Source organism: Sulfurimonas sp. HSL-1656 (assembly GCF_039645585.1).
GTDB classification, from domain to species: domain Bacteria; phylum Campylobacterota; class Campylobacteria; order Campylobacterales; family Sulfurimonadaceae; genus Thiomicrolovo; species Thiomicrolovo subterrani.
In genome coordinates this window covers 1,910,877-1,934,775 of sequence record NZ_CP147915.1, presented here as the reverse complement: position 1 = coordinate 1,934,775, position 23,899 = coordinate 1,910,877, and the positions used below count along the sequence as shown (strand labels likewise).

Here is a 23,899-nt window from a genome sequence, read left to right as displayed (position 1 = left end):
AGGATGGTGTCAAGAGAGAGACTTGAACTCTCGACCTCCGGCTTATGAGACCAGCGCTCTAACCAGCTGAGCTACCTTGACATCCGTTTGAAAGACCGAAATTATAGTTTCAGAGTCCTTAGATTTTCCTAAAAGTGATCGTCTTCTTTTTCGCAATAGTTTAGCTAAACAGTTTATATGTTAATTGGCTAACTATTCTTTAGCCAAATACACTAAAGTTCTTGACAATTAAATGGCTATCAAGTAAAATTAGCGCGTAAAATTTTTAGCACATAGTGCTTTGTAAAGCAAAGGAGAACACATGAACTTTCAACCACTTGGTAACCGTGTGCTTGTCGAGCGTGTCGAAGATGCGCAGACCACCGCTTCAGGGATCATCATCCCGGACAATGCAAAAGAGAAGCCTTCCCAGGGCAAGATCGTTGCGATCGGCGGCGACGTCGAGAGCATCGCTGTCGGCGATACCGTTGTTTTCGGCAAATACTCCGGCAACGAGCTTTCCCTCGACGGCAAAGAGTATCTCATCATGGATGCCGACGATATTTTTGGAATCATCAAATAAATTTTAGAGGAGACAGATATGGCAAAAGAGATTCACTTTTCGGATGAAGCACGCAATACCCTCGCCGCAGGCGTACAGAAGCTGACGGACGCCGTCAAGGTCACGATGGGGCCGCGCGGACGCAACGTCCTGATCCAGAAGAGCTACGGCTCTCCTAATATCACCAAAGACGGTGTCTCCGTCGCCCGCGAGATTGAACTGAAAGATCCGCTGGAAAACATGGGTGCGCAGCTGGTCAAGCAGGTCGCATCCAACACGGCCGACGAGGCCGGTGACGGTACGACGACTGCAACGGTCCTTGCCAATGCTATCTTCCAGGAAGGTCTGCGCAACATCACGGCCGGTGCGAACCCGGTTGAGGTCAAGCGCGGTATGGACAAGGCGACCGAAGCGATCCTCGCCGAGCTCAAAGCCATCTCCAAGTCCATCAAGGACAAGACCGAGATCGCCCAGGTCGCGACAATCTCCGCGAACTCCGACAGCGAAATCGGTAACATGATCGCCGAAGCGATGGAGAAAGTCGGTCAGGACGGTGTCATCACCGTTGAAGAGGCGAAGGGGATCAGCGACGAACTCGACGTCGTCGAAGGGATGCAGTTCGACCGCGGTTACCTCAGCCCCTATTTCATCACCAACAGCGAGAAGATGATTGCGGAGATCGAAAACCCGTTCATCCTGCTCTTCGACCAGAAGATCAGCAATCTCAAAGACCTGCTGCCGGTCCTCGAGCAGGTGCAGAAGACGAACCGCCCGCTGCTCATCATCGCCGAAGACGTCGAAGGCGAAGCACTGGCGACCCTGGTCGTCAACAAGCTGCGCGGTATCCTCAACATCTCAGCAGTCAAAGCACCGGGCTTCGGTGACCGCCGCAAGGCAATGCTGCAGGATATCGCTATTCTCACCGGCGGCCAGGTGATCTCCGAGGAGATCGGCCGTACGCTCGAGTCCGCGAACCTGGCCGACCTCGGCCAGGCGTCCCGCGTCGTCATCGACAAAGACAACACGACGATCGTCGACGGTATCGGTGACAGCGCGGCGGTTCAGGCGCGCATCAACGAGATCAAGACGCAGATCGAGGCGACGACGTCCGAGTACGACAAAGAGAAGCTCCAGGAGCGCCTGGCGAAGCTTTCCGGCGGGGTTGCCGTCATCAAGGTTGGTGCCGCGACAGAGACGGAAATGAAAGAGAAGAAAGACCGCGTCGACGATGCGCTCTCCGCGACGAAAGCCGCCGTGGAAGAGGGGATCGTCATCGGGGGCGGTGCCGCACTGATCCGTGCCGCGTCCAAGGTCCAGCTGGACCTCGAAGGCGACCAGAAGATCGGTTACGAGATCATCCTGCGCGCCGTCAAGGCGCCGGTCAAGCAGATCGCTGCCAATGCGGGCTTTGATACGGGCGTCGTCGTCAACGGCATCGAGACAGCTACGAACGAGAACGTCGGGTTTAACGCGGCGACAGGCGAGTATGTCGACATGTTCGAAGCGGGTATTATCGACCCGCTCAAAGTCGAGCGCGTCGCCCTGACGAACGCGACATCCGTCTCCAGCCTCCTGCTGACGACGGAAGCGACGATCCACGAGATCCCGGAAGAGAAACCTGCGCCGGATATGGGCGGCATGGGCGGCATGGGCGGTATGCCGGGGATGATGTAACTCCCCACGCGCCTCCTCAGGGAGACCCGTTAACGACGGGTTCCCGCCATCTTCTACACCTTTTTTCCCTTTATTTTATTCCACTTTTTTTCCCCGTGATCAGACCGGCACCGTTTGTCGTGTCGGAAGTTTTGTTCAGGCGTGCGGTATGAAAAGGGGTTGCAGAGACGATGCTAAATGCATGAGAAGAGGTCTGCTCCCGCCGGAAGCAGAAGAGGGAAGATTTACTTCAGCCCTTTGGCCGAGGTGAACGTTACCTGGTCGGAGATAAACTTGATATCGATCACGGCACCGTCGTTTTTCCACTGGCAGCTGCTGATGCCGAGGGTTTCCGCACACTCTTCGGGTTTCCCGATCAGTTTGACGACCTCGTCATAGGACATGCCGGATTCGATTTTGTCGTAGTTCTCTTTGGTGACTTTGCTGCAGCCGCTGAGAAGGAGCAGGAGAAGGGCAGGGAGCATGATACGTTTAGACAAGAGGATTCCTTTGAATGGTAGTGGCAAAATTATAGCATGATGACAGCGACACCGGCATGCAGTAGATGCCAGCGGGTGGAACAGGGTGTATTTATTCCGTTTCGTAAGCGTAGGTCCAGCCGGTCAGCTGTTTCTCTTTGACTTCGGGGAAGTTGTCGGAATCGGCCTCGAAATCCATGACGAACATCACCGTTGAGGGGAGGCGCATCTTGTCTTCGGGCTTGAAGAGGTGCAGGGGCATCGGCGTCTCCTGCGTGGTCACGGCGAAAGCGACACGGTCAGGTTGGCTGAAGAGGTCGGCAATACCGCGGAATCCGTACTGGTCGGCAAATTTGTCGAGGACGGCCTGCTGGATATCGGCAGGCAGGTTGTCGGCCGTATTGAGAAAAAGGGTGAAGTGGATCGGCGCTTTGGCCGTGTCGCGCACGGCGGGGGCTGCCATCACGATGTACTCGACGCCTTCGAGGTGCGAAGCGATCTCCGCCGGGTTGAGGTACTGTTCGGTCTTGAGGGCCTGGTGTTCCTGTGTCATCACGTTTCGCCTTTATTTCATCAGGGGTTCGAGCGCACCGGCAATGCCCGTGTGCAGGTTGTAGTGGGCGATCGGAAAATCGAGCGCCTCGTTTTCGAGGTTGACCATGTAGCCGCTCAGGTAGGTGCCGAGCAGGGTCAGGTCGATCGGCGCATAGGCTGCGCAGGCCTCTTCCGGGAGGGAGGTGCGGAGCAGCCGGCCGGCCTCGTTGCTTTTTTGCAGCGTGAACGCCAGGGTCTTGAGGCTGACAAGGTCGCACCAGCGCAGGACGAGCTCGGATGTGAGACGGGGCTGGGGTTTGCCTTCGGGGTCAAAGAGCAGCCCCTGGTCGCGCAGCGGTACGAGGACGGCCAGCACGGCCTGGGCCAGGGGCATGACCTTCTGTGACCAGAAGGGGGATTCGTTCGCGTTTGTCAGCGCCACCTTCAGTGCGCTTTCAATGGTGTCGATCTTCTCCTCCGCGAGGAGTTGTGCAAATGTTTTAATCATGGCGCGATTATAGCAAAGGGGGTGTTTAGAGGCGCATTAACAGTACGTAAATCGTACACGCCTCAGACGGTCTTAATGGTGACGTCGCCGATGGTGATGGTTTCGCCGGGACGGATCTTCGCCCGTTTACGGGTTTCGACCTCGCCGTTGCGGAGGACCAGGCCGTTTTCGATCAGCTGTTTCGCCTGCCCGCCGGTGTCGACGAGGTCGAGCAGCTTGATGAGTTTATTGAGTTCAATGAATTCGTTTTCGATCTTGTATGTCATGCGTAATTATAGCCTGAATCTTGGGTTTGTGTGCGGGCGGATGCGCTGTTTACTCTTTGTCGGTAGACTGTTCCGATATCAAAATAAACGGCAAGGAGAGTGAATGCGACCGGTCATGACAGTTATGGGTTCTTTGATTCTGGCGGGTAATCTGCTGCTTGCCGTACCGCTGCGTCCGAGCGCGGTGACTGTCCGTAGCGCGGAGCAGTCCGAACACGAAGTGCGCAAGGCCGTCGCCGAAGCGCTCGTCGCCAGAGGGCTCGAAGCGGGCACCGCCCAGCAGATCGTCGCGGAACACTTCGCACCGCAGGGCAGCGGCCTTGCGGTATCGTACGCCCACTTCCGGATGCTCTTCCCGGAATATGCGAGTGACGCCGTCCTTGCCGAGATGGCGCGGCGTGTCCTGCATAACGAAGGGCTCGCTTTCAACGACTATGACCAGCTTATCGGGATGCTGCACCGTCTCGAGGGTGTCGCCCTGACCCCTTCCCACTACGAACGGGCGCGCCACTGTGCCCTGATGAGCCGCTACCTTTCCGCCGCATAACCCCTTTTGGCGCTGCATGGTATGATGCGTCCCCCATTTGAAGGAGAGGATATGCAGTGTTATTGCGGCAGCGGAAAAACGTTCGAGACGTGCTGCGCACCGTTGATCGACGGGAGTGCCCCGGTGTCCGGGGCGGAGGCGCTTATGCGCTCGCGTTACAGTGCCTATGTGCTCGGTGCGGGTGAGTACCTCGTCGCGACAACCGTTCCCGAAAAACAGGTGCCAGACGATGCCGAACTGATCCGGCAGCATGCGGAGGCGACGAGGTGGCTTAAACTGGACGTGCTCGAGGCAAAAGAGGCCGACAGTGCGGCAACGGTGAGCTTCAAAGCCTACTACCGCGAAGGCGACGGTCCCATCAGGGTGCACCACGAAAAGAGCACCTTCCGCCGCATGGACGGCCGCTGGTACTATGACGAAGGCACCCTCTATGAAGCCTCCGTCGGGCGGAACGATCCCTGTCCCTGCGGCAGCGGAAAAAAATTCAAAAAGTGCTGTATGGTATAATCGCGAAAAAATTACAGAAGCGATGACATAATGGTACAAGTTACAAACCTGACAAAACGCTTCGGCAGCCGCGTGCTGTTCGAAGGCATCAACCTCAAACTCGACCCGCACAAGCGCTACGGTCTCATCGGTGCGAACGGCGCCGGGAAGACGACATTCCTCAAGATCCTCAGCGGACAGGACAAAGAGTACGAAGGGGAGATCTCCATCGAATCGGGCCTGAAGGTCGGCGTCCTCGGGCAGAACCAGTTCGCCTTCGAAGATTACACCATCGCCGACGCGGTACTGTACGGCAACAAGCGCCTCTATGATGCCATCAAGGAAAAAGAGGAGCTCTATGCCAACGGCGACTTCGAAGACGACGCCGTCAACAACCGCCTGGCGGAGCTGGAAGTGATCAGCGTCGAGGAGGACCCGACGTACGAGTATGACGTCAACATCACGAAGATCCTCGAGAACGTCGGCATTCCGGCGGAGCAGCACCATGACCTGATGTCTTCGCTGCCTTCCAGCGACAAGTTCAAGGTCCTGCTGGCCCAGGTGCTCTTCCCGAAACCGGAAGTCCTTTTCCTCGACGAACCGACCAACAACCTCGACATCGAGACGATCAGCTGGCTGGAGAACGAACTGCAGCGCCATGAGGGGACGATGGTCGTCATCTCCCACGACCGCCACTTCCTCAACGCCGTCGTCACGAACATCCTCGACGTCGACTTCCAGAAGATCCGCGAATTTACCGGCAACTACGACGACTGGTACATCGCCGCGAACGTCATGGCGAAGCAGATGGAGATGGAGCGCGATAAGAAGCTCAAGGAAAAAGAGCAGCTCGAAGCCTTCGTACGCCGCTTCTCCGCCAACGCCTCCAAAGCGAAGCAGGCGACGTCCCGCCAGAAACAGCTGGAAAAACTGGAGATCGAGGATATCAAGCCATCAAGCCGCCGTGACCCGAGTATCGTCTTCAAGGCCAAGCGCCAGATGGGCGACGAAGCCCTGGACGTCATCAACGTCAGCCACGACTACGGCGAGGGCCCGGTCCTGAACAACATCAGCCTCCACATCGAGCCGGGCGAGAAGATCGCGCTGATCGGTCCCAACGGTGTCGGTAAAACGACGCTCTGCCAGATCATCATGGAAGAGCTCAAGCCCAAAGAGGGTACGGTGAAGTGGGGCGCGACCATAGAGCCGGGCTACTTCCCGCAGGATACGACCGACCGTATCAAGAGCAACGACACCCTTTATGACTGGCTGCGCGCCTTCGACCCGAAAGCGGACATCTCCGAGATCCGTAACTGCCTGGGGCGTATGCTCTTCAACGGTGAGCAGCAGGAGAAATCGGCGACGAACATCTCCGGGGGCGAGAAGCACCGGATGATGCTGAGCAAACTGATGCTCGAAGGGCCGAACTTCCTCGTTATGGACGAACCGACCAACCACCTCGACCTCGAAGCGATCGTTGCCCTCGGTGAAGCGCTTTTCAATTTCGACGGCAACGTCATCTGTGTCTCCCATGACCGCGAACTGCTTGACGCGTTCGCCTCACGTATTATCGAACTCAAGCCCGACGGCAGCTATATCGACTTCAAAGGCAGCTACGAAGAGTTTGCCGAGGCGAAAGAGCATGGAAAGCTTTAAAGCTTACGCCGGGTTCGGCATCGCCGGCAACTTCGCCCTGCACCTGGAGCAGGCCGGGGAAATCGAGGATTTCAAAGACCTTGAAGTCGCCGACGAAAACGGTCCCAAGGGGATCTTCCCTTTCTACATGCCGGGCTTTGAGGCGCCTATAGGCGTCTACCCCCTCTCTTCCGACACCATCAGACTGCCCGAAGATGCAGCACTGAATGTCCAGGCGGAACCGGAAGTGGCACTGGAGTGCAGCCTGCGCTATGAAGACGGCCAAGTCGTTGCGGTCGTGCCGGAGCGTTTCGCTCCCTACAACGACTGCTCCATCCGCCGCCCGGGAGCGAAAAAGATCTCGCAGAAGAAGAACTGGGGTGAAATGAGCAAGGGGCTCGGAGCGGAGATGACGCCGATTGACACCTTCGCGCCGGACGGCGTGATGGACAGCTGGCACATCGCCTCCTTCCTGCGCCGCGGCAGCGAACTGCACCGTTACGGTGAAGATGCCGCATTGACGGGCTACAGCTATTTCCACAGCAAGCTCACGGATTGGATCGTCAATCAGCTCAACACGCAGACCGATACCGGTCCGCTCGAACCGGTGCTCTCCTATCTGGCAGCGGCGGGATACCCCGAGAAGATGATCATCAGCATCGGGGCGACGCGCTATACGGCTTACGGTGAGACGACCTTCCTTCAGGAGGGCGACGAGGTGATCGTCGTGCTCTATGATACAAACTGCTGCGACGCCGATACCGTGATGGAAAGCATCGACGCCGGTGCCTACAGAGCGAATGGGATGTGCGTCCTCTCCCAAAAGGTCGTCGGTGCTTAAACCGGGCCTCTACCAGCACTACAAAGGGAAGCACTACGAGGTGCTCGGCGTGGCGAAGCACTCCGAGACGGAGGAGGAGCTCGTCGTCTACCGTGCCCTGTACGGCGAACACGGACTCTGGGTCCGCCCGCTCTCCATGTTTACCGAATGCATCCCCCACGAGAGCGTCTACATCAAACGGTTTGAATATATCGGGGAAGCCCATGAGCCGCGGTAAGAAGCTCGACCTTTTTATCGGCGGGGAGCTCGGCAGCGGCTGGTCGGAAGTGGAAGCGCACCGGACGGAAGTGCCGGCGGAGCTGCTCGCACCCGAAAAACACCTTCTCGTCTTCAAACGTGAAAAGCGGCGGGGAAAAACCGTCACGCTCGTCGGGCCGTTCGCCCTGGAAAAGAGCGATGCCGAAGGCGTGCTCAAAAGCGTGAAGAAAAAGCTCGGTTCCGGCGGCAGCTACAAGGCGCCGTGGATGGAGTTCCAGGGAGAGTGCAGTGAGAAGCTGCGCAGCCTGCTCGAAGCCGAATCCTTCCGCTTCAAAAAGTAACCGCTCAATACAGCAGCAGGTACAAAAATCCCCAGAAGAGAAAGACGATCAGCGCGATGACGCCGAAAACGGCGGCGGCCCGCAGCAGGATCAGCAGGGCGATTTTAAGCGCTTTCACTGATAAGGGACGATGGGAAGGCCGGCACGGTAGGCGGTCATGATCCCGCCTTGCAGGTTATAGACGGTATAGCCGTAGGTCTGGGCCAGGAAGGGGGCCAGCATCGAGGTGCGGCTACCCGTGCGGCAGATCAGCGCGAAGGGTTTGGTCGTATCGACTTTTGCCTTGAGCTCCAGCATAAAGCGGTCGACGTTATAGCCCCCTTTTTCATCGAAGAACATGATGGGGATGCTCCCTTTGAGCAGGCCGGTCTCTTTCCATTCGCCCGGGGTACGGATGTCGACGACGGGGATCTGTTTGGCCAGCAGCGCCTTGCTTGCCGGCTCGTTGATGACTTCGGCATGCAGGAGACCGGCGACGACGATAAACCATAAAACAATCAGTTTTTTCATATAGAGTTGCTACCTTCTTAGAATAGGTATAATTATAGCGACTGAGCTTCCGAGAAAGGTGAACTATTGGCAAAGGTTTCGGCGAAAAAAGTGGAAGATACCGCAAGGCTCCGCTACATCCGGGTACTCGAGCGTTTTACGAGCAGTATCACCAAGTATCTTTTCAAGGCGGAGGACGCGACGCGCGAGCAGTTCGACAAGAAAGTCGACAACAACCGCAAATACCTAGACCGTACCGAAAAGGTCCCGCTCTACAAAGGGGACTACAACGACCTCGAAACCCTCGTCACCAAGATCCTTGCCTACCGCGACAGCGACGCCACGATCGAAGAGCTCAAAGAGGACATCCTCTATACCGCCAACCAGATCGAGAAGTCCATGAACCGCCGCCGTTACAAAAAAGACAAGCACACCTCGGAGAAATTCAGAGACTGGGAATAAAGGTAGCATCTTCTGCCGCTTTCCTTGATTGTCATCCTTAAGAAAAAAGCCATTTTTGACAGAAATTCCTCAACTATGTATCATTTTTACGCATGAAACTTAAGGCATCTATCCACAGTGTCACCGATCGTATCAGCTAATATCTATTAGAAGTTCTTAATTATTTTATATAAAAACATTATTGGTAGACCCCATACGTCCTTTTCCTGTAAAATTCCACGCATTTTTTTGACGAGGAAGTTTTATTGAAACGTCTAGTGATACTTTTCTATGCCACGACCGAATTCCTGCGGGCCGCGCTCACGCCGGAGCAGCTCTCAACGCTGCAGACGGTCCGGGACATTGCGCGGGCCGTTCCCGACCGCAGCGGCGAGACGTACGAGAACACCCTGAGCGCCATCTGCCTTACCGAGAGCAGTGCAGGAAGGAATATCATAGGCGACTTTCATAAAGGGGTCGATATCACCAAGGCGTCGCTGGGGCCGATGCAGGTCCAGGTCGCGACGGCACGCTATGTCGCCGCACGGGTCGAAAAGCTGGCGTGGTTGAAAGCGCGCAGCGATATGCAGATCGCGAACCTGCTGCTCACGGACCTCAAACTTTCTGCCGGCATTGCCGCGCACTACCTTGTCATCCTCAAGAACCGCCGCCACGACTATATGAAAAGTGTCAGCGGCTACAACGGCGGCATGGTGAACTGGCCCTATTTTGAACGTGTCATGAACCATATGAAGCTGGTAAAGAGGCTTGTCGCTTCTGGGCAGCTGAAATAAAGGCTACAACAAAAAAGCACTTGCCGTGCGCTCTTTCCCTCTGATACAATTTCTTAAATCAAATACATAGATATGAACGAGAGTATGTATGAAGAAGTATGGACAAGAAGAGAATTGAATGGCTAGAATCAATTACTATGTTGCTGTATTCATTGATATTCTCGGACAAGGTGACAAGCTTGCCAGTGTAAAGCACTTGCCTTTAACCGAAGAGGGTAGGGAAGAACTTCTTGCCATATTCAGAGAAACAGCTGGATACGTCAGGCGTTTGCATCATCTTTTCGATGAAATTTTTAAAGGCTATGAAACAATTACTCCTGATATCCAGGTGTGGCTTGATTCTGTATCACCCGAAGTACGTGGGCAGTTTGAAGAATCAAGGAAACTAAACCTGCAATCATTGTATTTTTCCGATACAGTCGTCTTATACTTCACTCTAGACAAGGAAAAAAACAAAACTCCGATTCGTAGTTTATATAATGCTTTGTCCTCTGCTGCCATTTCATTTCTTATAATGATGTCGAAGGGTATTCCTCTACGAGGGGCAATAAATATCGGCATAGCTACAGAAATTGAAAGAAGTGGTATCTATGGTCCTATTCTGCACAATCTGCATCATCTCGAAAGTAAAGAGGCAAAATATCCTAGGATTATAATCGGACAAGAGTTGATACAGATGATGAAAGACTTTGAAAGAGAGCAAACCGTTGCAGACGATTATTTTAAGGTCTCCAACCAAGAAGCCTTAGCTCATTTGTATCCGCTGATTACTACTGATAGTGATGGACATAGCATTCTCCACTACTTGGATAAAAGCATTGCTGAGAGCATGGGCCCTGAGAGAAAAGAAGTTTATCGAGGTCTACAGAGTTTTGTTGAAAGACAATATCGTGAAGTCAACGGTTGTGATGATGAAGAGAAACGCTTGAAACTACGATCAAGATACAAGCTATTAAAGGATTACGTCAGACGTAATAAGGCACCGTGGAATTAAGGGATAGTATAGTTATCGCAACATCTAGAGCCGTTTAGTGATGCATACATGATATTGAAGTTATATCGCGGATGAGTGAAAAGAGCGTATAAATAACATATAGTTGATTTTAAAAGATGCTGAATGTTTTCAAAAGAGGGAAAAATAAGTGGTGACCCCACGGAGACTCGAACTCCGGTAACCAGAATGAAAATCTGGGATCCTAACCGCTAGACGATGGGGCCACTATAGGAGTAACAATGGTGTCCCGTGTTGGATTCGAACCAACGGCCACATCATTAAAAGTGACGTGCTCTACCAGCTGAGCTAACGAGACATGCAAACAATGAGATAAGCTCTCTTCGTTTGTGGACGGGAATTATACGAAAAACACTCTTCAAAGTCAATAGTTTTTCGGAAGAAAATACAAAAAAAACGAAAAAACCTCTGGCGTCGCATTTTCGGCGCTGAAATCCCTGTTTTTCCCATCCGCCGTCTCTGCTGCTTCGGCATCGGGGCAGGGCAATCTATACCTTCAAAACGTTATAATGGCCGCTATTATCCTTATAAAGGTGATTGATGTACTCCAAAATCGAAGCGATCAAGTCCGAGGTGGCGAAAGTCGTCGTCGGCCAGGACAAGATGATCGACGGGCTGCTGATCGGCCTGCTCTGCGAAGGGCACATTCTAATCGAAGGGATCCCCGGACTGGCGAAGACGACGACGGTCAAAGCGCTCTCGCAAAGCCTGGGACTGCAGTTCAAACGGGTGCAGTTTACCCCGGACCTGCTCCCCTCGGACATCCTCGGTGCCGAGATCTACGACCCGCAGCATAACGCGTTCAAGATCAAACACGGTCCGGTGTTCACGAACCTGCTACTCGCCGACGAGATCAACCGTGCCCCGGCAAAGGTGCAATCGGCCCTGCTGGAAGTGATGCAGGAGCGGCAGGTCACCATCGGCGAGGAGAGTTTCAAACTCGCACCCCCTTTCTTCGTCATGGCGACGCAGAACCCGGTGGAGCAGGAGGGGGTCTACCAGCTGCCCGAAGCGCAACTGGACCGTTTTATGCTGAAACTGAAGGTCGGCTACAACACGAAAGAGGAGGAGCTCGAGATCGCCCGCCGCATTGCTGCGGGCGTTTCCGAGACGATTAATGCGGTCATCATGCACGAAGACCTGGAGGCGCTCAAAGCGGAGGTCAAAAAGGTGCATGTCGATGAAGAGGTCGAGCGCTACATGATCGAGCTGGTCAGTGCGACCCGCGACCCGAAGGCGTACGGTCTCGATGCCCTCGAAACGCAGCTGCAGTTCGGCGCGAGCCCGCGGGTGAGCATCGATATGTTCAAGGCCGTCAAGGCGATGGCCTATCTGCGCGGCAAGGACTACGTCAGCCCTGTTGACGTCGCTTTCATTATCAAGGAGCTGATGCGCCACCGCATCGTGCTCAGTTACGAGGCCGAGGCCGACGGCGTCACGTCGGACGAGATCATCGACAGGGTGATCGAAGCGGTCCCGCTGCCGTAGGGTCTTATGGGAACGGTCCAGCGCATCCTCGTCAAGGCCCGGCGACAGGTCTTCAGCGAGCTGATCGGCAACAACCCCTCGATCTTCCATGGGGAGGGGTACGACTTTATCGAGCTGCGCGAGTACATGCCCGGCGACGACATCCGCCATATCGACTGGAACATCACGGCGAAGATGCGCACCCCCTATATCAAGATCTTCCGCGAAGAGCGGGAGCTCAGCGTCGTCGTCGCGATGATGCTCGGCGGCAGCGTCCATTTCGGGCAGCACCGTTTCAAGCAGGAGGTGATGGCCGAGATCGCCGCGACGGTGGGGTACGCCGTGCAGTACAACAGCGACGCGCTGGGCTACATGCTCTTTGCGGACCGCCTCTACGACGAGGGGCGCCCGACGAAGAACCGCTATGCCGTCTCCGAGCTGACACAGAAGGTAGACGCTTTCGAGGCGGTCGGGAAAAAGAGCGATTACGATGCAATGGTGAAGACGCTCTACCAGCGTATCCGCCGCCGCTCGCTCCTGCTTGTTGTCGGGGATTTCTTCGAACTTCCCCAGCTGCGGCTGCTGGCAAAGAAGCACGAGGTCGTCTGCATCATCGTCCGTGACCGCCTGGAAGAGCACCCGCCGCCGTTCGGTTTCGCCTCACTGCGCGACCCCGAGAGCGGGATGCTGCTCGAGGGGGACTTTAACACCCGGACCGTACACGATTACGAAGCGAAAGTGCGTGAGCATGACCATGCCCTGTACGAGCAGCTTCGTAAAGACGGCATCCGTTTTACGAAGATCTATACGGATGACCACATCGGCGTCAAACTCCGGCGCCTTTTCGAGGGGCGATAATGCATTCAGACGATATCCCGCTGCATGACATCAAGCCCCTGGTCGAGATCCATGACTATACGCCCTACTACCTGGCAGCCGCGGCGGCCATGGTGCTCGTTTTTCTTCTGCTCGTCCTCTACCTGCTGATCCGCCGTTACCGCGAGGAGCGAAGGGAAAATACCCGGCGCGCGTGCCGCAAGGCCCTCGAGGCGGTCGATCTGGATGACGCGAAGCAGGCGGCGTATGCCATCTCCCGTCTCGGCCGCCGTTTCGCGGAGGACTCCCCGCGTCTTCAGGAGGCCTTCGAAAATCTCGAACAGCGCCTCGAACCCTACAAATTCCGCAAAACGGTGCCGCCCATCGACGAGGAGACCCGAGCGTATTTCAGGATCTATCTCGGGATGATCGATGTTTGAGGGGATCTTCTTCGAATTCCCGAAAGTCATCTCCTTCCTCTTCATCTTTCTGGCGTGCGAAGCGCTCTGCCGCCTGCGCCACCAGGGCTTTTACTTCCCGCACCTCGCCGCCTTCGCCGCGGTCACGCTCAAACCCTCCTTCTGGCTCTGGCTGCTCAAATGGGCTTCAGTCATCCTACTGCTCGTCGCGTTGATGTCACCGGTGAAAGAGCAGGTCTACCAGCCGGTCAGCGCTCCGGGGTATGCGATCAGCCTCGTGGTGGATGCCAGCGCCTCCATGCGCAACGGCGATTTCGACCCGGGTGACCGTACCCGCAGCCGCTTCGAGGCGGTCCAGGAGATCCTGCAGGCGTTTACGGCGCAGCGCAGCAGCGACAGCGTCGGCCTCGTCGTCTTCGGCACCCACACGTTTACGGCCGCACCGCCCACCTCCGACATGGGCATGCTCTCGCAGATCATCGGGCAGCTCTATGTCGGCATTGCGGGCAAATACACGGCCCTTTACGAGGCGATGGCCAGGGGGATCGTCTCGCTGCATGACGTGCAGAGTGCTGAAAAGATCGTCGTCGTCCTGACCGACGGCCGGAACACCCCGGGTGCCCCGGTGGGCAGCGACGTTGTCGGGGGGCTGGCGTTCAAAGACGGCGTGCGCCTCTACGCCGTCGTCATCGGGGACGAGCCGGCCGCCCAGGAGTCCGTACTGGAAACGCTGACAGCAGAGAGCGGCGGCGCCTATTTCACGGCCCGGGACAGTACATCCCTGGCCGACGTCTACGCGCAGATCGACGCCCTGGAAAAGTCGCCCCAGCGCCCCCCGGTCCTGATCGTCAAGGAGTACTACTACATCTACCCGCTCTTTATGGGCTTCATGACGCTGCTGCTCTATGTCTACCTGCGCAACCGGAGGGTGGCATGACCTTTCTCCACCCCGAGTTCTTTTACCTTATGCTGCCGCCGGTTCTGGTGCTCTTCTACTTTATCCTGACCCAGAAGGAGCCGGCGGCGGAGCTCTTTTCCGGCCCCGTTTTCGAACGGCTGCGGGTGAACGAAAAGCGTCTCAGCCTCCGCCAGCGCAACCTGATCTACCTGGCCGTTTTCGTCCTGCTGATCGCGGCGATGTCCCAGCCCGTCATTACCGAAGCGACGGCCGTCGTCAAGAGCCCGCACACTGCGCTGACGGTCGCCGTCGACATCTCGGCCTCCATGCAGACGGAGGATGTCTACCCCTCCCGCGCCGCCGTCGCGAAGGCCAAGCTGCTTGCACTGGTCGCTCGGGCCAAGCGGGAACGCATCGGGGTACTCGCTTTCGGGCGGGATGTCTATGCCGTGGTGCCGCCCACGGCGGACAAAAGCGCGCTGACGGAGCTACTGGAAGATTTCGCACCCGATACCTACGCCGAGAAGGGGACCGATATCATGGCACTGCTGGCCGCGGCGAAGGGGGTGATGAGCAATCCGGGGCGCAAAAATCTGCTGCTGCTGACCGACGGGGGCGACGGACGCAATTTCTCCGAGGCGGTCGCCTATGCCAAAGCACAGAAGCTCCACATTTATATCCTCGGGATCGGAACGGCCGAAGGGGGCGTACTGCAGCAGGAAGGAAAACCCGTCATGCAGGGGGGAGAACCGGTAAGGACGGTACTGAATCCTTCTTTGCGCTCTCTGGCCGAATCCACCGGCGGTCTCTATGTCGAGATGACGATGGGCTCCCGTGACGTCGCGGCCCTGCTCTCCGAGCTGCGCCGCCATGCCGAAGGGGGCGAAGCGGGGACAAAGGAGATCCGCCGGTACGGCCAGCTCTACATCCTGCCGCTGGGAGTGGCGCTCTTTTTACTGCTGCTGGCCAATGCCTCCATGAGCCGCCGCGAACGGGTGGCCGTCCCTCCCGCACTGCTGCTGGGCGTGCTGCTGTTCGGGCATACCGCCACGCTGCGGGCGGAGCCTTTCGACTATGAACTGCTCGAATCCGCGAAAGGGTTTTATGAAGAGGGGGATTATGCACGGGCCGCGCGCGCCTTTTACCGTTACGGCGTCCATAACGGCAATGACCCCCAGGCGATGTACGACAGCGCACACGCCCTTTACCGTGCCGGAAAATACGATGCGGCGGCCGCACTGTGGGAACGTATCCGCAGCAAGGATCGGATGCTGCAGTTTTCGACGTTGCACAATCTGGGCAATGCGAGGGCGATGCTGGGGGGCAGGGAGAACCTCGAAGCCGCCATCAAGGTATACCAGAAGGCGCTCTACCTCCAAAACGACCCGCAGACGCGCGAAAACATGGCCATTGTCCGCGGACGCTTGATGCGGCTGGTGCAGGCGGAGCGCCGCCGAACGGCTGCGGCGGCGACTGAAGCGGGAGGGGAGCATAACGCTTCGGACGCATCGTCTCCGGCGAACGGGGGGCAGAATGCTTCCGCACAGAAGGAGACTTCCGAGGGGGAGGCGGCGAGGCCTTCGGAAGCCTCCGGCGAAGCGAAAACGGCCGCGATGAGCGATTACGAGGCGGCCATGTGGCGGCAGTCGCTGCAGCGGCAGAGCCGGACACACCTCTACAAGATCACGCCGGATCGCACAGGGGGAGGCGACCATGTCGTTCCGTGGTAAGGCGCTTGGGCTACTGGTGGCCGTCAGTACGCTTTCGGGGTATGAACTGACGGTCGACAGCTCCTCCCGCCAGCTCTACCAGGGCGAACCGCTGCGGCTCGTCTACCGTTTCGCGCATGCCGCGTCGGACAAGGGGATCGACTTCCGTTTCGCGGCACCGGAACTGGCGCATTTCCAGGTCCTGCAGAGTCACGCGGAAGAGCGGCACGAAGCGGGGGCGGATATCTGGGAAAAGAGCTACGTCATCGCCCCGATGCAGGGCGGCGAGCTCTCGACCGGCAGGGCGGCGATGAACGTCGCCGAACGTACCTATACACAGGATGCGTGGGGGCAGTGGATGCCTTCGGTCGCATGGCAGCAGCACCTCTTCGAACCCGTGACGCTTTTTGCCAACCCCGTTCCCGGAGGGGTGCAGGCGGTCGGCGCTTTTGCGTTGCAGGCCGTCGTCGACCGCAATGTGACCGACAGCGGGCAGCCGGTCCGCCTGACCCTGTCGCTCTCGGGGTGCGGGAACCTGGAGACGGCGGAACCGCTGCGGATGGCGATTGCCGGCGTAAGCGTTTTCGAGGAGGGACATACGCAAAACGCCGCGTGGGAGGAGGGGTGCTACAGCAATGAACTCAACCGGACCTTCGCCCTCGTCGGCGAACAGGATTTTACGATCCCCTCGGTGAGCTTCCGCAGTTTCGACCCGGCGACGCAGCGCATCGTCACGGCGTCGTCGCTGCCGATCCCGGTCCATGTCCGCGCCGCGGCGGAACCCAGGGTAAAGAAGAAAAATATGAAGGAGGAGACGATGACGATATGGAGTCTGGCGGCAGGGGGCGTCGCCGGTTTCGTCCTCGGTGTCGCACTGACGCTGTTTGCTGTGCGCCGCAGAAGCAAAGAGGAACGGGTCCGTTTCGATTCGCTCCGAACGGCGCTGGTCGCACTTTTTGGCTACCTGGACGACCCCGATGCGAAAAAGAGTGCGGAAGCGCTGGAACGGCATCTTTACGAAGGGGCGGATGCCCCGGACCCCAAGGGGATCGCTACGCTGCTCGGCCGGTTGAAACAGGGGAAGCGGAAAGCGGATTGACGGCACAGCCCTGCAGGTTTATTTGCTATACTTGTGTGAAGACGTAGGAGTAAAGCATGCTCGATTGGTTGAACGCAAACGTAGAATGGTGGCACTGGGTGATCCTTGGAATGGTGCTGATCGGCCTGGAGACGATGGCCCTCACCTTCCTGCTGCTGGGAATCGGCGTCGCCGCGATCCTGACGGGGACGCTCGCTTATCTCCTTGATCTCTCCTTCTCCGCCGAACTGCTGATCTGGTCGATCCTCTCCACCCTATTCATCGTAGGGTGGTGGCGTTTCATCCGTCAGCGTACGGTGTCGGAGAGCGGTCAGCCCAATTACAGGGTCGACACAAAGGGGACTGTCACCGAGGGGATCGAACCGCCGCAGCGCGGCAAAGTACTTTTTGACATCCCCGTGCTGGGCAACCGCGAATGGCCTGCATTCGCCGACGAGCCGATTACCGTCGGCACCAAGGTGCGTATTGTCGACGTCAGCGGCCAGCTGATCAAAGTGACCCCCCTGAAGGAGAACTAAATGGTTTCACTCTACCTTATCGGCGTCTTTGCCATCGTCATCATCATCACCCTCTACAAGGGGATCAAGGTCGTCCCGCAGGGCGAGGAGTGGATCATCGAACGGCTGGGCAAGTTCTACCGGACCCTCACCCCGGGGCTCAACCTCATTATCCCCTACATCGACAGTGTACGCGAGCGGATGACGACAAGGGATATCATCCTAGACGTCCCGCAGCAGGAGGTCATCACGATGGATAACGCCGTCATCCTCACCAACGCCATCGCCTTTATCCGTGTCACGCGCCCCTCGGATGCGGTCTACGGGGTCGAGGATTTCCGCATGGCCATTGTCAATCTCGTCATGACGACGCTGCGTTCCATTATAGGGGAGATGAAGCTGGACGAGGCGCTCTCCAACCGCGACATGATCAAGGCGCGCCTCAAAGAGCAGATCATCGACGACGTCGCCGACTGGGGCGTGACCGTCAAGTCCGTCGAGATTCAGGACATCAGCCCCAGCCCCTCCATGCAAAAAGCGATGGAGCAGCAGGCCGCCGCCGAGCGTGAACGCCGTGCTGTCGTCACCAAGGCCGACGGGAACAAGAACGCCATGATCCTGGAAGCCGAAGGGAAACTCGAAGCGGCCAAGCTCGAAGCCCAGGCCCAGGTGGCGCTGGCACAGGCCTCGGCCGAAGCGATCGCCCGCATCTCCGAATCCATCCAGGAGAAGGAGCTCCCCGCCATGTTCCTGCTCGGCGACCGCTATATCGCCGCGCTGGAGAAACTGGGCGAAAGCCAGAACGGCAAGTTTGTTGTCTACCCGGCCGACGTGCAGCAGGCGATCAAGGGGATGCTCGGCAGCGTATTCAAATAACGCCGGCAGATAAAGTAGAAGGAGTTTCCATGAAAAGCATCACGGCTGCAGCGGCAGCGCTGCTTCTGGCAGGAAGTGTGCTCCGTGCGGGGGAAGTCGGTGCCATGAATACCTTTGTCGCGAATACGCCGGCTATCGCTGACGAGGTCAACGCCAATTTCAACGAGCAGACGACGCAGATCAACGACAACAACAGCCGTATCTCGGCCAATACGAACGCCATCGCCGCGACCGGTCTGGTGGGGTGGAGTACCCTGGCCGTCCCGCGGACGACATCCCCTCTTACTGGGACATTTCTCGGAGATTTCGTCAAAATAGGCGATATGGGAAGTTATGTCAAGCAGCAGGACGCCTCGGTGCTCGAGATCCAGTACAACGGCCGTATCTGCGTCGGCGTCATTGCCGATGATCAAGTTGTTTTCGAACTGAGGGTCGACGATACGCCGTCTTCGGCAGGACCTGCCCGTACGATGCTGCAGTACGGTGAAGAGGGGTGTTTACCTTCGCATCCGGCGACGATCACGGGGATCTTTGACGGCCTCTCGGCAGGCAGCCATACCGTCAGTATGTGGGTCAGGGCCGAATCCTCCGGGATAGCTGTCGGGTCGACGAATGCGCTCTACAACCCCGCCGACAGCAGTGCGGATCACCTCGTCATCAAAGAGTTCGGTACGCCGTAAGCCGGTGCTCTCCGAAACGCCCTTCCATCCGGTTATGTCCCAAAATAGGGCTCGAGTTCGACATTGGCCATGCAGCCGGTGTCGATGTCCCTTAAACGCCTGAACAGCTCCCGAAACAGCACATGGCGCTCTTCGCCGGAGGACATCACGAACGAAAACTGTAGATTGCGGTACCGGTCCAGCTCCTCGTCGATGTACTCAGCGGATACCCTCTGCTCGATACTCAGAGGCTCCACCTCCGCAATATCGTTGATAGTACGGATATACTGTTCGACGACCCACCGGGCCTCATCATTGATACGAGTCTCCATGATCCCGCCGAGGTCGTAGATATCGATGGTGAAGGCGCCGAGATACCTTTTCATAACACGTCCCATTCCCTCATATGCTGAAATTTCATCTCTATTTTTAGGATGCTGCATTGCAACTCCCTCTCCACGTTCTCGGCGGCGCATAGGTTTGTCAAGGCGCGCGGAAAAGGAGAGGGGCGGAATCATCCGAAAGGTTTAGTCACTCTCCGTGACGCTGGAGAGGAAGTCCTGCCCCCAGGCGTTGACATCGTAACGGTGGATGATGTTCGACATGCGCTGCAGCCGCGAGGCCCGTTCTTTTTCCGGGGCTTCGAGGGCCTGCATAAGGGTATTGCTCATGTCGACCCTGTCGTAGGGGTTGGCGAGGAAAGCGCCGTGCAGTTCCACGGCGGCCCCGGCGAATTCGGAGAGCACCAGCGCACCATTGCCGCCGATGGCGTGCTGGGCGGCGACGTACTCTTTGGCGACGAGGTTCAGGCCGTCGCGCAGCGGCGTCACCCAGCCGATGTCCGCGGCGCAGTTGTAGGCGATGACGTCCTCGAAGGGGATGACGCGGTTGACGTAGTGGATCGGGGTCCATTTGTACGAGCCGAAGCGGCCGTTGATGAGGCCGACGTGGTAGGCAATATCCTGGGTGATCTCTTCGTAGATCGCCATCCCCTTGGCCGGCGGGGTACAGACCATGAAGAGGTTGATCTTGCCGCGCATTTCGGGATGGGTCTCCAGGAACTGCTCGTAGGCTTTGAGCTTGTCCACCGGCCCCTTGGTATAGTCCGTGCGTTCAATGGAGACGATCAGCTTGTTGTCGCCGATCTCGTCGCGGATCTTGTGGTAGAGCGTCTGCACATGGTCGCTGGCCGCAAGCTGTTCGATATAACCGCAGTTGATGCCGACGGGGTGTGCGCCGAGGCGGACGGTATTGAGCTCGGTCGTGAAAGAGTCGGCATAATCATCGACGCCGATCGCGCAGCCGTAGGTTTTGAACAGTGGCGCGGCATTTTTGCGGGAGTTGACTTCGATCTGGGTGTTGGAACGGACCGTATTGACGAAGTTGTCGACGTACTGGGGAATATGGAAGCCGACATAGTCGCACTGCAGCAGCGAGTTGATGATGTCGCGCCGCCAGGGGAGCATATTGAAAATATCCGCCGACGGGAAAGGCGTATGGTGGTAAAAGGCGATTTTGACGTCGGGGCGTAGCTGCCGCAGGTAGCCCGGGACCATCCAGAGGTTGTAGTCATGGATCCAGACGACGGCGCCTTCGGCCGCTTCGGCCGCCGTGTTCTCCGCAAAGATGCGATTGACATCGCAGAAGTGTTTCCAGTGGTCGTGGTTGAAGACGGCCTTTTCGTGGAAAGAGTGCAGCAGAAGCCAGAACGCCTCTTTGGAGAAGACCTCGTAGAATATCTTGACGTCATAGGCCGTCAGCGGGACGCGGCAGACCCGGAGGTGCTCGTACTGCTCCTTGTCCACCTCGACATACTTTTCAAAATCCTCCGGGGTGCGGCTTTCACACTTGGACCAGGCGACCCAGGAGCCCTTTTCGCCGTTGGCGAAGAAGCCCAGCAGGGTGGGGAGGATGCCGTTGGGACTGGTGTGTTTTTTGTGGACGATCTTCCCCGCTTCTTCGACCTCCTGGAACGGGAGGCGGTGGTAGACCATGACGAGGTTCGCGTCGCCGTAAGTCGGGGCCGGGAGGTTGGCGATATGCTCCGCTTCGGCGATGCCGAAATGGTGCATCGCTTCGAGGATGCCGTGGGTCCCCGGGGCCTTGGAGAAATAGGCGTGTTCGATCTGGCTGGCCGCCTCTTTGAGCGGGGTTTCGGCGTTGTTCAGCACGACGCCTTTGAAGCCGTGCTGGTACATGCTGAGGTCGTTGAGGGTGTCCCCGGCGACGATGACCCGCTCTTTGGGCACCCCCAGATGGTCGACCAGCGCTTCAAGGGTGGAACCTTTGCTGGTGCCCTTGGGCAGGATGTCGAGGTAGATCTCGTTGGAGTGCAGGACGTCGCACTCGCGGGTGCTGAGTTCGTCGACGAGCTCCCTGGGGATGGTGCTGCTCGTGACGTAGTAGGAGAGGCGGCGCTCCTGGGGCTGGTCCTGGCGTTCGAGCGTCTCGAGACGGTCGCGGAGGTCCGCGATGGAGTCGAGGGCCTTGTACCACCGCTTCGAGATATTGTGCTGTAGCGGCTGCACCGGTTCGAGGTTCGTACCGTCAAGCACGGAGGCGCCGACGTCGCCGATGATGTAGTGGGGGGTTGGAATGGACATATCATCCAAAAGCGGCAGGATCAGTTCGATATTCCTCCCGGAGTTGAAAACAAGAATGATGTTCGGATTGTCGTGCAAGTAGCGGTAAAGCGGATCGTCTGCTTTGTTGGCGCTTTCGAGAAACGTTCCGTCGAGATCCGTGGCGAGAATGTGGATGTCTTCTGTGATAACAATAGAGATGTGACTACCCTCCTGTGATGGTGTTTTGTAGTGTGGAAAAAATTAAAGAAAGTCAATATGCAAATCTCATACGAGAAGTGCAAGCGGTGTCCCTTATACCATAGCGAAAAGAGGTAAACAGGCCGAGGCGCGTGTATTTTCTTCGAGTGCTGCGACCAGGATACCGAAAGGGGGGAGGGTGTACGCCCCCGGTTCAAGGGGCGTCTGCTTTTGCGCGTCTGTAAACAAAATGCGTCCGCGGCATTCAAGGCGGTATCGCAGAGGCTTTGGGGCGAAACTGATCATGACGAGGCACTGCGCTTCACCGGATGTGCGGAGGAAAACAAGCAGCGCTTCATTGGAGGGGTCGAGGTCCAGGAAACTGCCTGTCTGGAGTGCGGGATGCGTGCGGTACAGACGGATCAGTTCCCGGTAAAAAGGCAAAAGCGCATCGGGGTCGGCGGCCTGGTCGGCCACGTTGACCCCTTCAAGGTAGCTGTCATGCACCGGAAGCCATGTCCTGACGCCGGCCGGCGTGAAGCCCGCGTTGGGGGAGCGGTCCCACTGCATCGGCGTCCGGCAGCGGTCCCGGGAGAAGGTGCCGAGCTCTGCGAGGATCTGCGCTTCGCCGATGCCCTCCTGCAGACGCAGATCGCGGTAGATCCAGCCGACGCTGTCGTGCAGCTCGCCGAGGCTGCGGATGGCATAGTCGCGCATGCCGATCTCTTCGCCGTAATAAAGAAAAGGGATGCCCCCCATAAAAAGGGTGACGGCGAGGGCGATGCGGCACTGCTGCAGTTGATTCGCACCTGCGGCAAAGTGGGTCGCACTCCTGGATTGGTCGTGGTTGTTAAGTGTCGTGCAGAAAACGCCGCCCTCAGGCATGTCGGCTTGCCACGTATTCCGGATGTTCCGGAGGGCTTGAGGCGTCAACGCCGGCAGGGAGACGACATCGAAGTTGAAGATGGCGTGCAGCGCATCCCTGCCGTTCCCCAGAAAGCGGACGTCGGAGGTCTCACCGACGAGGAAACGGTTGTCATAACTGTCGATCAGGGTACGGAAGTCGCGCATCAGTTCAAAGACTTCGGGCTGCTCGTGCTGATACCGGAGCAAGTCGCGGACGATATCCATGTAGTGCATCCCGTCACGTATCTCTTGGGGAAGCCAGTTGTGCCGCAGTACGTCAATGGCATTGTAACGGCTCGTCTGCGGGGTCAGCGCGGGGTCTTCGTAAAGGGTGCCGATGGCATCCAGGCGAAAGCCGTCCACCCCTTTGTCCAGCCAGAAACGTGCGACATCGAACATCGCGGCGTGAACGTCTGGGTTCCGCCAGTTGAGATCGGGCTGTTCTTTGAGGAATTCATGGTAATACCACTGCCCGGTGAGGGTATCGTACTCCCACGCGGAGCCGCCGAACTCCGACTGCCAGTTGTTGGGCGGTCCCTCCCCGTCGCCGTCGTGCCAGACATACCAGTCACGCTTGGGGTTGTCCCGGCTTGAACGTGCCTCCAGGAACCACGGATGCCTGTCGGAGGTGTGGTTGAGGACGAGATCGAGGATCAGCTTCATGCCCCGCGCATGGATCGCGTCGAGCAGGCGGTCGAACTCCTCCATCGTTCCGTACGCCGGTTCAACCGCCGTGAAGTCCGTGATATCGTAACCGGTGTCGATTTGCGGGGAGGGGTAATGCGGGGAGAGCCAGAGGGCGTCGACACCGAGCCACTGCAGGTAGTCAAGTTTCCCGATAATGCCGGCCAGGTCGCCGATGCCGTTGCCGTCAGCATCGGCAAAACTGCGGGGGTAGATCTGGTAAAAAACGGCGTGCTCCCACCATTCGGCGCTCATTGTGTAGGGACCTCCCATCGACTGCCACTTCCCCCAGTGTACACAAAAATAGACAAGCGCCTCTTGAAGCGGCAGGCGTCAAGTGGC

28 protein-coding genes and 3 tRNA genes are annotated in these 23,899 nt (G+C 57.5%); 20 read left to right on the top strand and 11 right to left on the bottom strand.

From position 1 onward, the window contains the following. Positions 1-4 precede the first annotated feature (4 nt). Positions 5-81, bottom strand: a tRNA-Met gene (locus WCX49_RS10070). 220 nt (positions 82-301) lie between these two features. On the opposite strand from WCX49_RS10070, the gene groES reads away from it, so the two are divergent. Together groES and groL are read left to right on the top strand one after the other, a co-directional pair. After that, entirely contained in the window at positions 302-562 is a 261-nt protein-coding gene (gene groES, locus WCX49_RS10065) for a co-chaperone GroES (protein ID WP_345984957.1), read from the top strand. 18 nt (positions 563-580) lie between these two features. Beyond that, positions 581-2,215 (top strand): chaperonin GroEL, encoded by a 1,635-nt coding sequence (groL, locus tag WCX49_RS10060; RefSeq protein ID WP_345984956.1) that lies wholly within the window; start codon positions 581-583, stop codon positions 2,213-2,215. Positions 2,216-2,439: 224 nt separating this feature from the next. Here the strand turns inward: groL and WCX49_RS10055 are convergent, their stop codons facing one another. From WCX49_RS10055 to WCX49_RS10040, 4 genes are all read right to left on the bottom strand, one after another. Next, complete coding sequence (locus WCX49_RS10055) at positions 2,440-2,694, bottom strand: DUF3862 domain-containing protein (protein WP_345984955.1); 255 nt, start codon at positions 2,692-2,694, stop codon at positions 2,440-2,442. Positions 2,695-2,785: 91 nt separating this feature from the next. After that, positions 2,786-3,226, bottom strand: a complete 441-nt coding sequence (locus tag WCX49_RS10050; protein ID WP_345984954.1) for a hypothetical protein — start codon at positions 3,224-3,226, stop codon at positions 2,786-2,788. Positions 3,227-3,238: 12 nt separating this feature from the next. Beyond that, on the bottom strand, positions 3,239-3,715 hold the full coding sequence (locus WCX49_RS10045) for a hypothetical protein (RefSeq protein WP_345984953.1): 477 nt from the start codon (positions 3,713-3,715) through the stop codon (positions 3,239-3,241). A gap of 62 nt (positions 3,716-3,777) precedes the next feature. Beyond that, complete coding sequence (locus WCX49_RS10040; protein WP_345984952.1) at positions 3,778-3,981, bottom strand: RNA-binding S4 domain-containing protein; 204 nt, start codon at positions 3,979-3,981, stop codon at positions 3,778-3,780. A gap of 103 nt (positions 3,982-4,084) precedes the next feature. Between WCX49_RS10040 and WCX49_RS10035 the strand changes: the two genes are divergently transcribed. From WCX49_RS10035 to WCX49_RS10010, 6 genes are read left to right on the top strand one after another with little or no spacing between them, the layout of a single operon-like run. After that, entirely contained in the window at positions 4,085-4,528 is a 444-nt protein-coding gene (locus tag WCX49_RS10035) for a hypothetical protein (RefSeq protein WP_345984951.1), read from the top strand. 51 nt (positions 4,529-4,579) lie between these two features. Further along, the gene (locus tag WCX49_RS10030) at positions 4,580-5,035 is read left to right on the top strand and encodes a YchJ family protein (RefSeq protein WP_345984950.1); all 456 of its coding nucleotides are present in this window, start codon (positions 4,580-4,582) and stop codon (positions 5,033-5,035) included. A 30-nt stretch (positions 5,036-5,065) separates the two neighbouring features. Next, on the top strand, positions 5,066-6,670 hold the full coding sequence (locus tag WCX49_RS10025; RefSeq protein ID WP_345984949.1) for an ATP-binding cassette domain-containing protein: 1,605 nt from the start codon (positions 5,066-5,068) through the stop codon (positions 6,668-6,670). Beyond that, positions 6,657-7,490: a DUF5718 family protein gene (locus WCX49_RS10020; RefSeq protein ID WP_345984948.1), complete on the top strand. Its 834-nt coding sequence runs from the start codon at positions 6,657-6,659 to the stop codon at positions 7,488-7,490. The genes WCX49_RS10025 and WCX49_RS10020 overlap by 14 nt, the downstream gene beginning before the upstream one ends. Next, entirely contained in the window at positions 7,483-7,707 is a 225-nt protein-coding gene (locus WCX49_RS10015) for a DUF1653 domain-containing protein (RefSeq protein WP_345984947.1), read from the top strand. The genes WCX49_RS10020 and WCX49_RS10015 overlap by 8 nt, the downstream gene beginning before the upstream one ends. Continuing rightward, the gene (locus tag WCX49_RS10010) at positions 7,694-8,029 is read left to right on the top strand and encodes a translation initiation factor (RefSeq protein ID WP_345984946.1); all 336 of its coding nucleotides are present in this window, start codon (positions 7,694-7,696) and stop codon (positions 8,027-8,029) included. The genes WCX49_RS10015 and WCX49_RS10010 overlap by 14 nt, the downstream gene beginning before the upstream one ends. A gap of 114 nt (positions 8,030-8,143) precedes the next feature. Here the strand turns inward: WCX49_RS10010 and WCX49_RS10005 are convergent, their stop codons facing one another. After that, the gene (locus tag WCX49_RS10005) at positions 8,144-8,539 is read right to left on the bottom strand and encodes a rhodanese-like domain-containing protein (protein WP_345984945.1); all 396 of its coding nucleotides are present in this window, start codon (positions 8,537-8,539) and stop codon (positions 8,144-8,146) included. A gap of 66 nt (positions 8,540-8,605) precedes the next feature. Here WCX49_RS10005 and WCX49_RS10000 point away from each other — a divergent pair, with 66 nt between their 5' ends. The 3 genes from WCX49_RS10000 to WCX49_RS09990 all read left to right on the top strand — a co-directional run bounded on the left by WCX49_RS10000 (position 8,606) and on the right by WCX49_RS09990 (position 10,747). After that, positions 8,606-8,980 (top strand): hypothetical protein, encoded by a 375-nt coding sequence (locus WCX49_RS10000; RefSeq protein WP_345984944.1) that lies wholly within the window; start codon positions 8,606-8,608, stop codon positions 8,978-8,980. A 245-nt stretch (positions 8,981-9,225) separates the two neighbouring features. Then, positions 9,226-9,753: a hypothetical protein gene (locus tag WCX49_RS09995; protein ID WP_345984943.1), complete on the top strand. Its 528-nt coding sequence runs from the start codon at positions 9,226-9,228 to the stop codon at positions 9,751-9,753. A 118-nt stretch (positions 9,754-9,871) separates the two neighbouring features. Further along, positions 9,872-10,747, top strand: coding sequence for a hypothetical protein (locus tag WCX49_RS09990; protein ID WP_345984942.1), 876 nt, complete (start codon positions 9,872-9,874; stop codon positions 10,745-10,747). Positions 10,748-10,896: 149 nt separating this feature from the next. Here WCX49_RS09990 and WCX49_RS09985 read toward each other — a convergent pair. Continuing rightward, positions 10,897-10,971 (bottom strand) — tRNA-Glu (locus tag WCX49_RS09985). A gap of 16 nt (positions 10,972-10,987) precedes the next feature. Next, positions 10,988-11,063 (bottom strand) — tRNA-Lys (locus WCX49_RS09980). Between the two features lie 242 nt (positions 11,064-11,305). Here WCX49_RS09980 and WCX49_RS09975 point away from each other — a divergent pair. The 9 genes from WCX49_RS09975 to WCX49_RS09935 are packed head-to-tail and all read left to right on the top strand — an operon-like array spanning position 11,306 to position 19,226. Next, complete coding sequence (locus WCX49_RS09975) at positions 11,306-12,253, top strand: MoxR family ATPase (protein ID WP_345984941.1); 948 nt, start codon at positions 11,306-11,308, stop codon at positions 12,251-12,253. A gap of 6 nt (positions 12,254-12,259) precedes the next feature. Next, on the top strand, positions 12,260-13,090 hold the full coding sequence (locus WCX49_RS09970) for a DUF58 domain-containing protein (protein WP_345984940.1): 831 nt from the start codon (positions 12,260-12,262) through the stop codon (positions 13,088-13,090). Then, the gene (locus tag WCX49_RS09965) at positions 13,090-13,488 is read left to right on the top strand and encodes a hypothetical protein (protein ID WP_345984939.1); all 399 of its coding nucleotides are present in this window, start codon (positions 13,090-13,092) and stop codon (positions 13,486-13,488) included. Before WCX49_RS09970 ends, WCX49_RS09965 begins: the two co-directional genes overlap by 1 nt. Then, positions 13,481-14,404, top strand: coding sequence for a VWA domain-containing protein (locus WCX49_RS09960; RefSeq protein WP_345984938.1), 924 nt, complete (start codon positions 13,481-13,483; stop codon positions 14,402-14,404). The genes WCX49_RS09965 and WCX49_RS09960 overlap by 8 nt, the downstream gene beginning before the upstream one ends. Then, a complete protein-coding gene (locus tag WCX49_RS09955; RefSeq protein WP_345984937.1) occupies positions 14,401-16,095 on the top strand; it encodes a VWA domain-containing protein in 1,695 nt (564 codons plus the stop codon). Before WCX49_RS09960 ends, WCX49_RS09955 begins: the two co-directional genes overlap by 4 nt. Beyond that, positions 16,079-17,173, top strand: coding sequence for a BatD family protein (locus WCX49_RS09950; RefSeq protein ID WP_345984936.1), 1,095 nt, complete (start codon positions 16,079-16,081; stop codon positions 17,171-17,173). The genes WCX49_RS09955 and WCX49_RS09950 overlap by 17 nt, the downstream gene beginning before the upstream one ends. Positions 17,174-17,229: 56 nt before the next feature. After that, on the top strand, positions 17,230-17,691 hold the full coding sequence (locus tag WCX49_RS09945) for an NfeD family protein (RefSeq protein ID WP_345984935.1): 462 nt from the start codon (positions 17,230-17,232) through the stop codon (positions 17,689-17,691). Further along, positions 17,692-18,546, top strand: a complete 855-nt coding sequence (locus WCX49_RS09940; protein WP_345984934.1) for an SPFH domain-containing protein — start codon at positions 17,692-17,694, stop codon at positions 18,544-18,546. It abuts the gene before it with no gap. Positions 18,547-18,575: 29 nt separating this feature from the next. Then, positions 18,576-19,226 (top strand): hypothetical protein, encoded by a 651-nt coding sequence (locus WCX49_RS09935; protein WP_345984933.1) that lies wholly within the window; start codon positions 18,576-18,578, stop codon positions 19,224-19,226. Between the two features lie 32 nt (positions 19,227-19,258). Here the strand turns inward: WCX49_RS09935 and WCX49_RS09930 are convergent, their stop codons facing one another. The 3 genes from WCX49_RS09930 to WCX49_RS09920 form a co-directional block, all read right to left on the bottom strand. Continuing rightward, the gene (locus WCX49_RS09930; protein WP_345984932.1) at positions 19,259-19,591 is read right to left on the bottom strand and encodes a hypothetical protein; all 333 of its coding nucleotides are present in this window, start codon (positions 19,589-19,591) and stop codon (positions 19,259-19,261) included. A gap of 141 nt (positions 19,592-19,732) precedes the next feature. Further along, entirely contained in the window at positions 19,733-21,958 is a 2,226-nt protein-coding gene (gene ggpS / locus WCX49_RS09925; protein ID WP_345986804.1) for a glucosylglycerol-phosphate synthase, read from the bottom strand. Between the two features lie 123 nt (positions 21,959-22,081). Further along, complete coding sequence (locus WCX49_RS09920; protein ID WP_345984931.1) at positions 22,082-23,812, bottom strand: alpha-glucosidase; 1,731 nt, start codon at positions 23,810-23,812, stop codon at positions 22,082-22,084. Positions 23,813-23,899 lie beyond the last annotated feature (87 nt).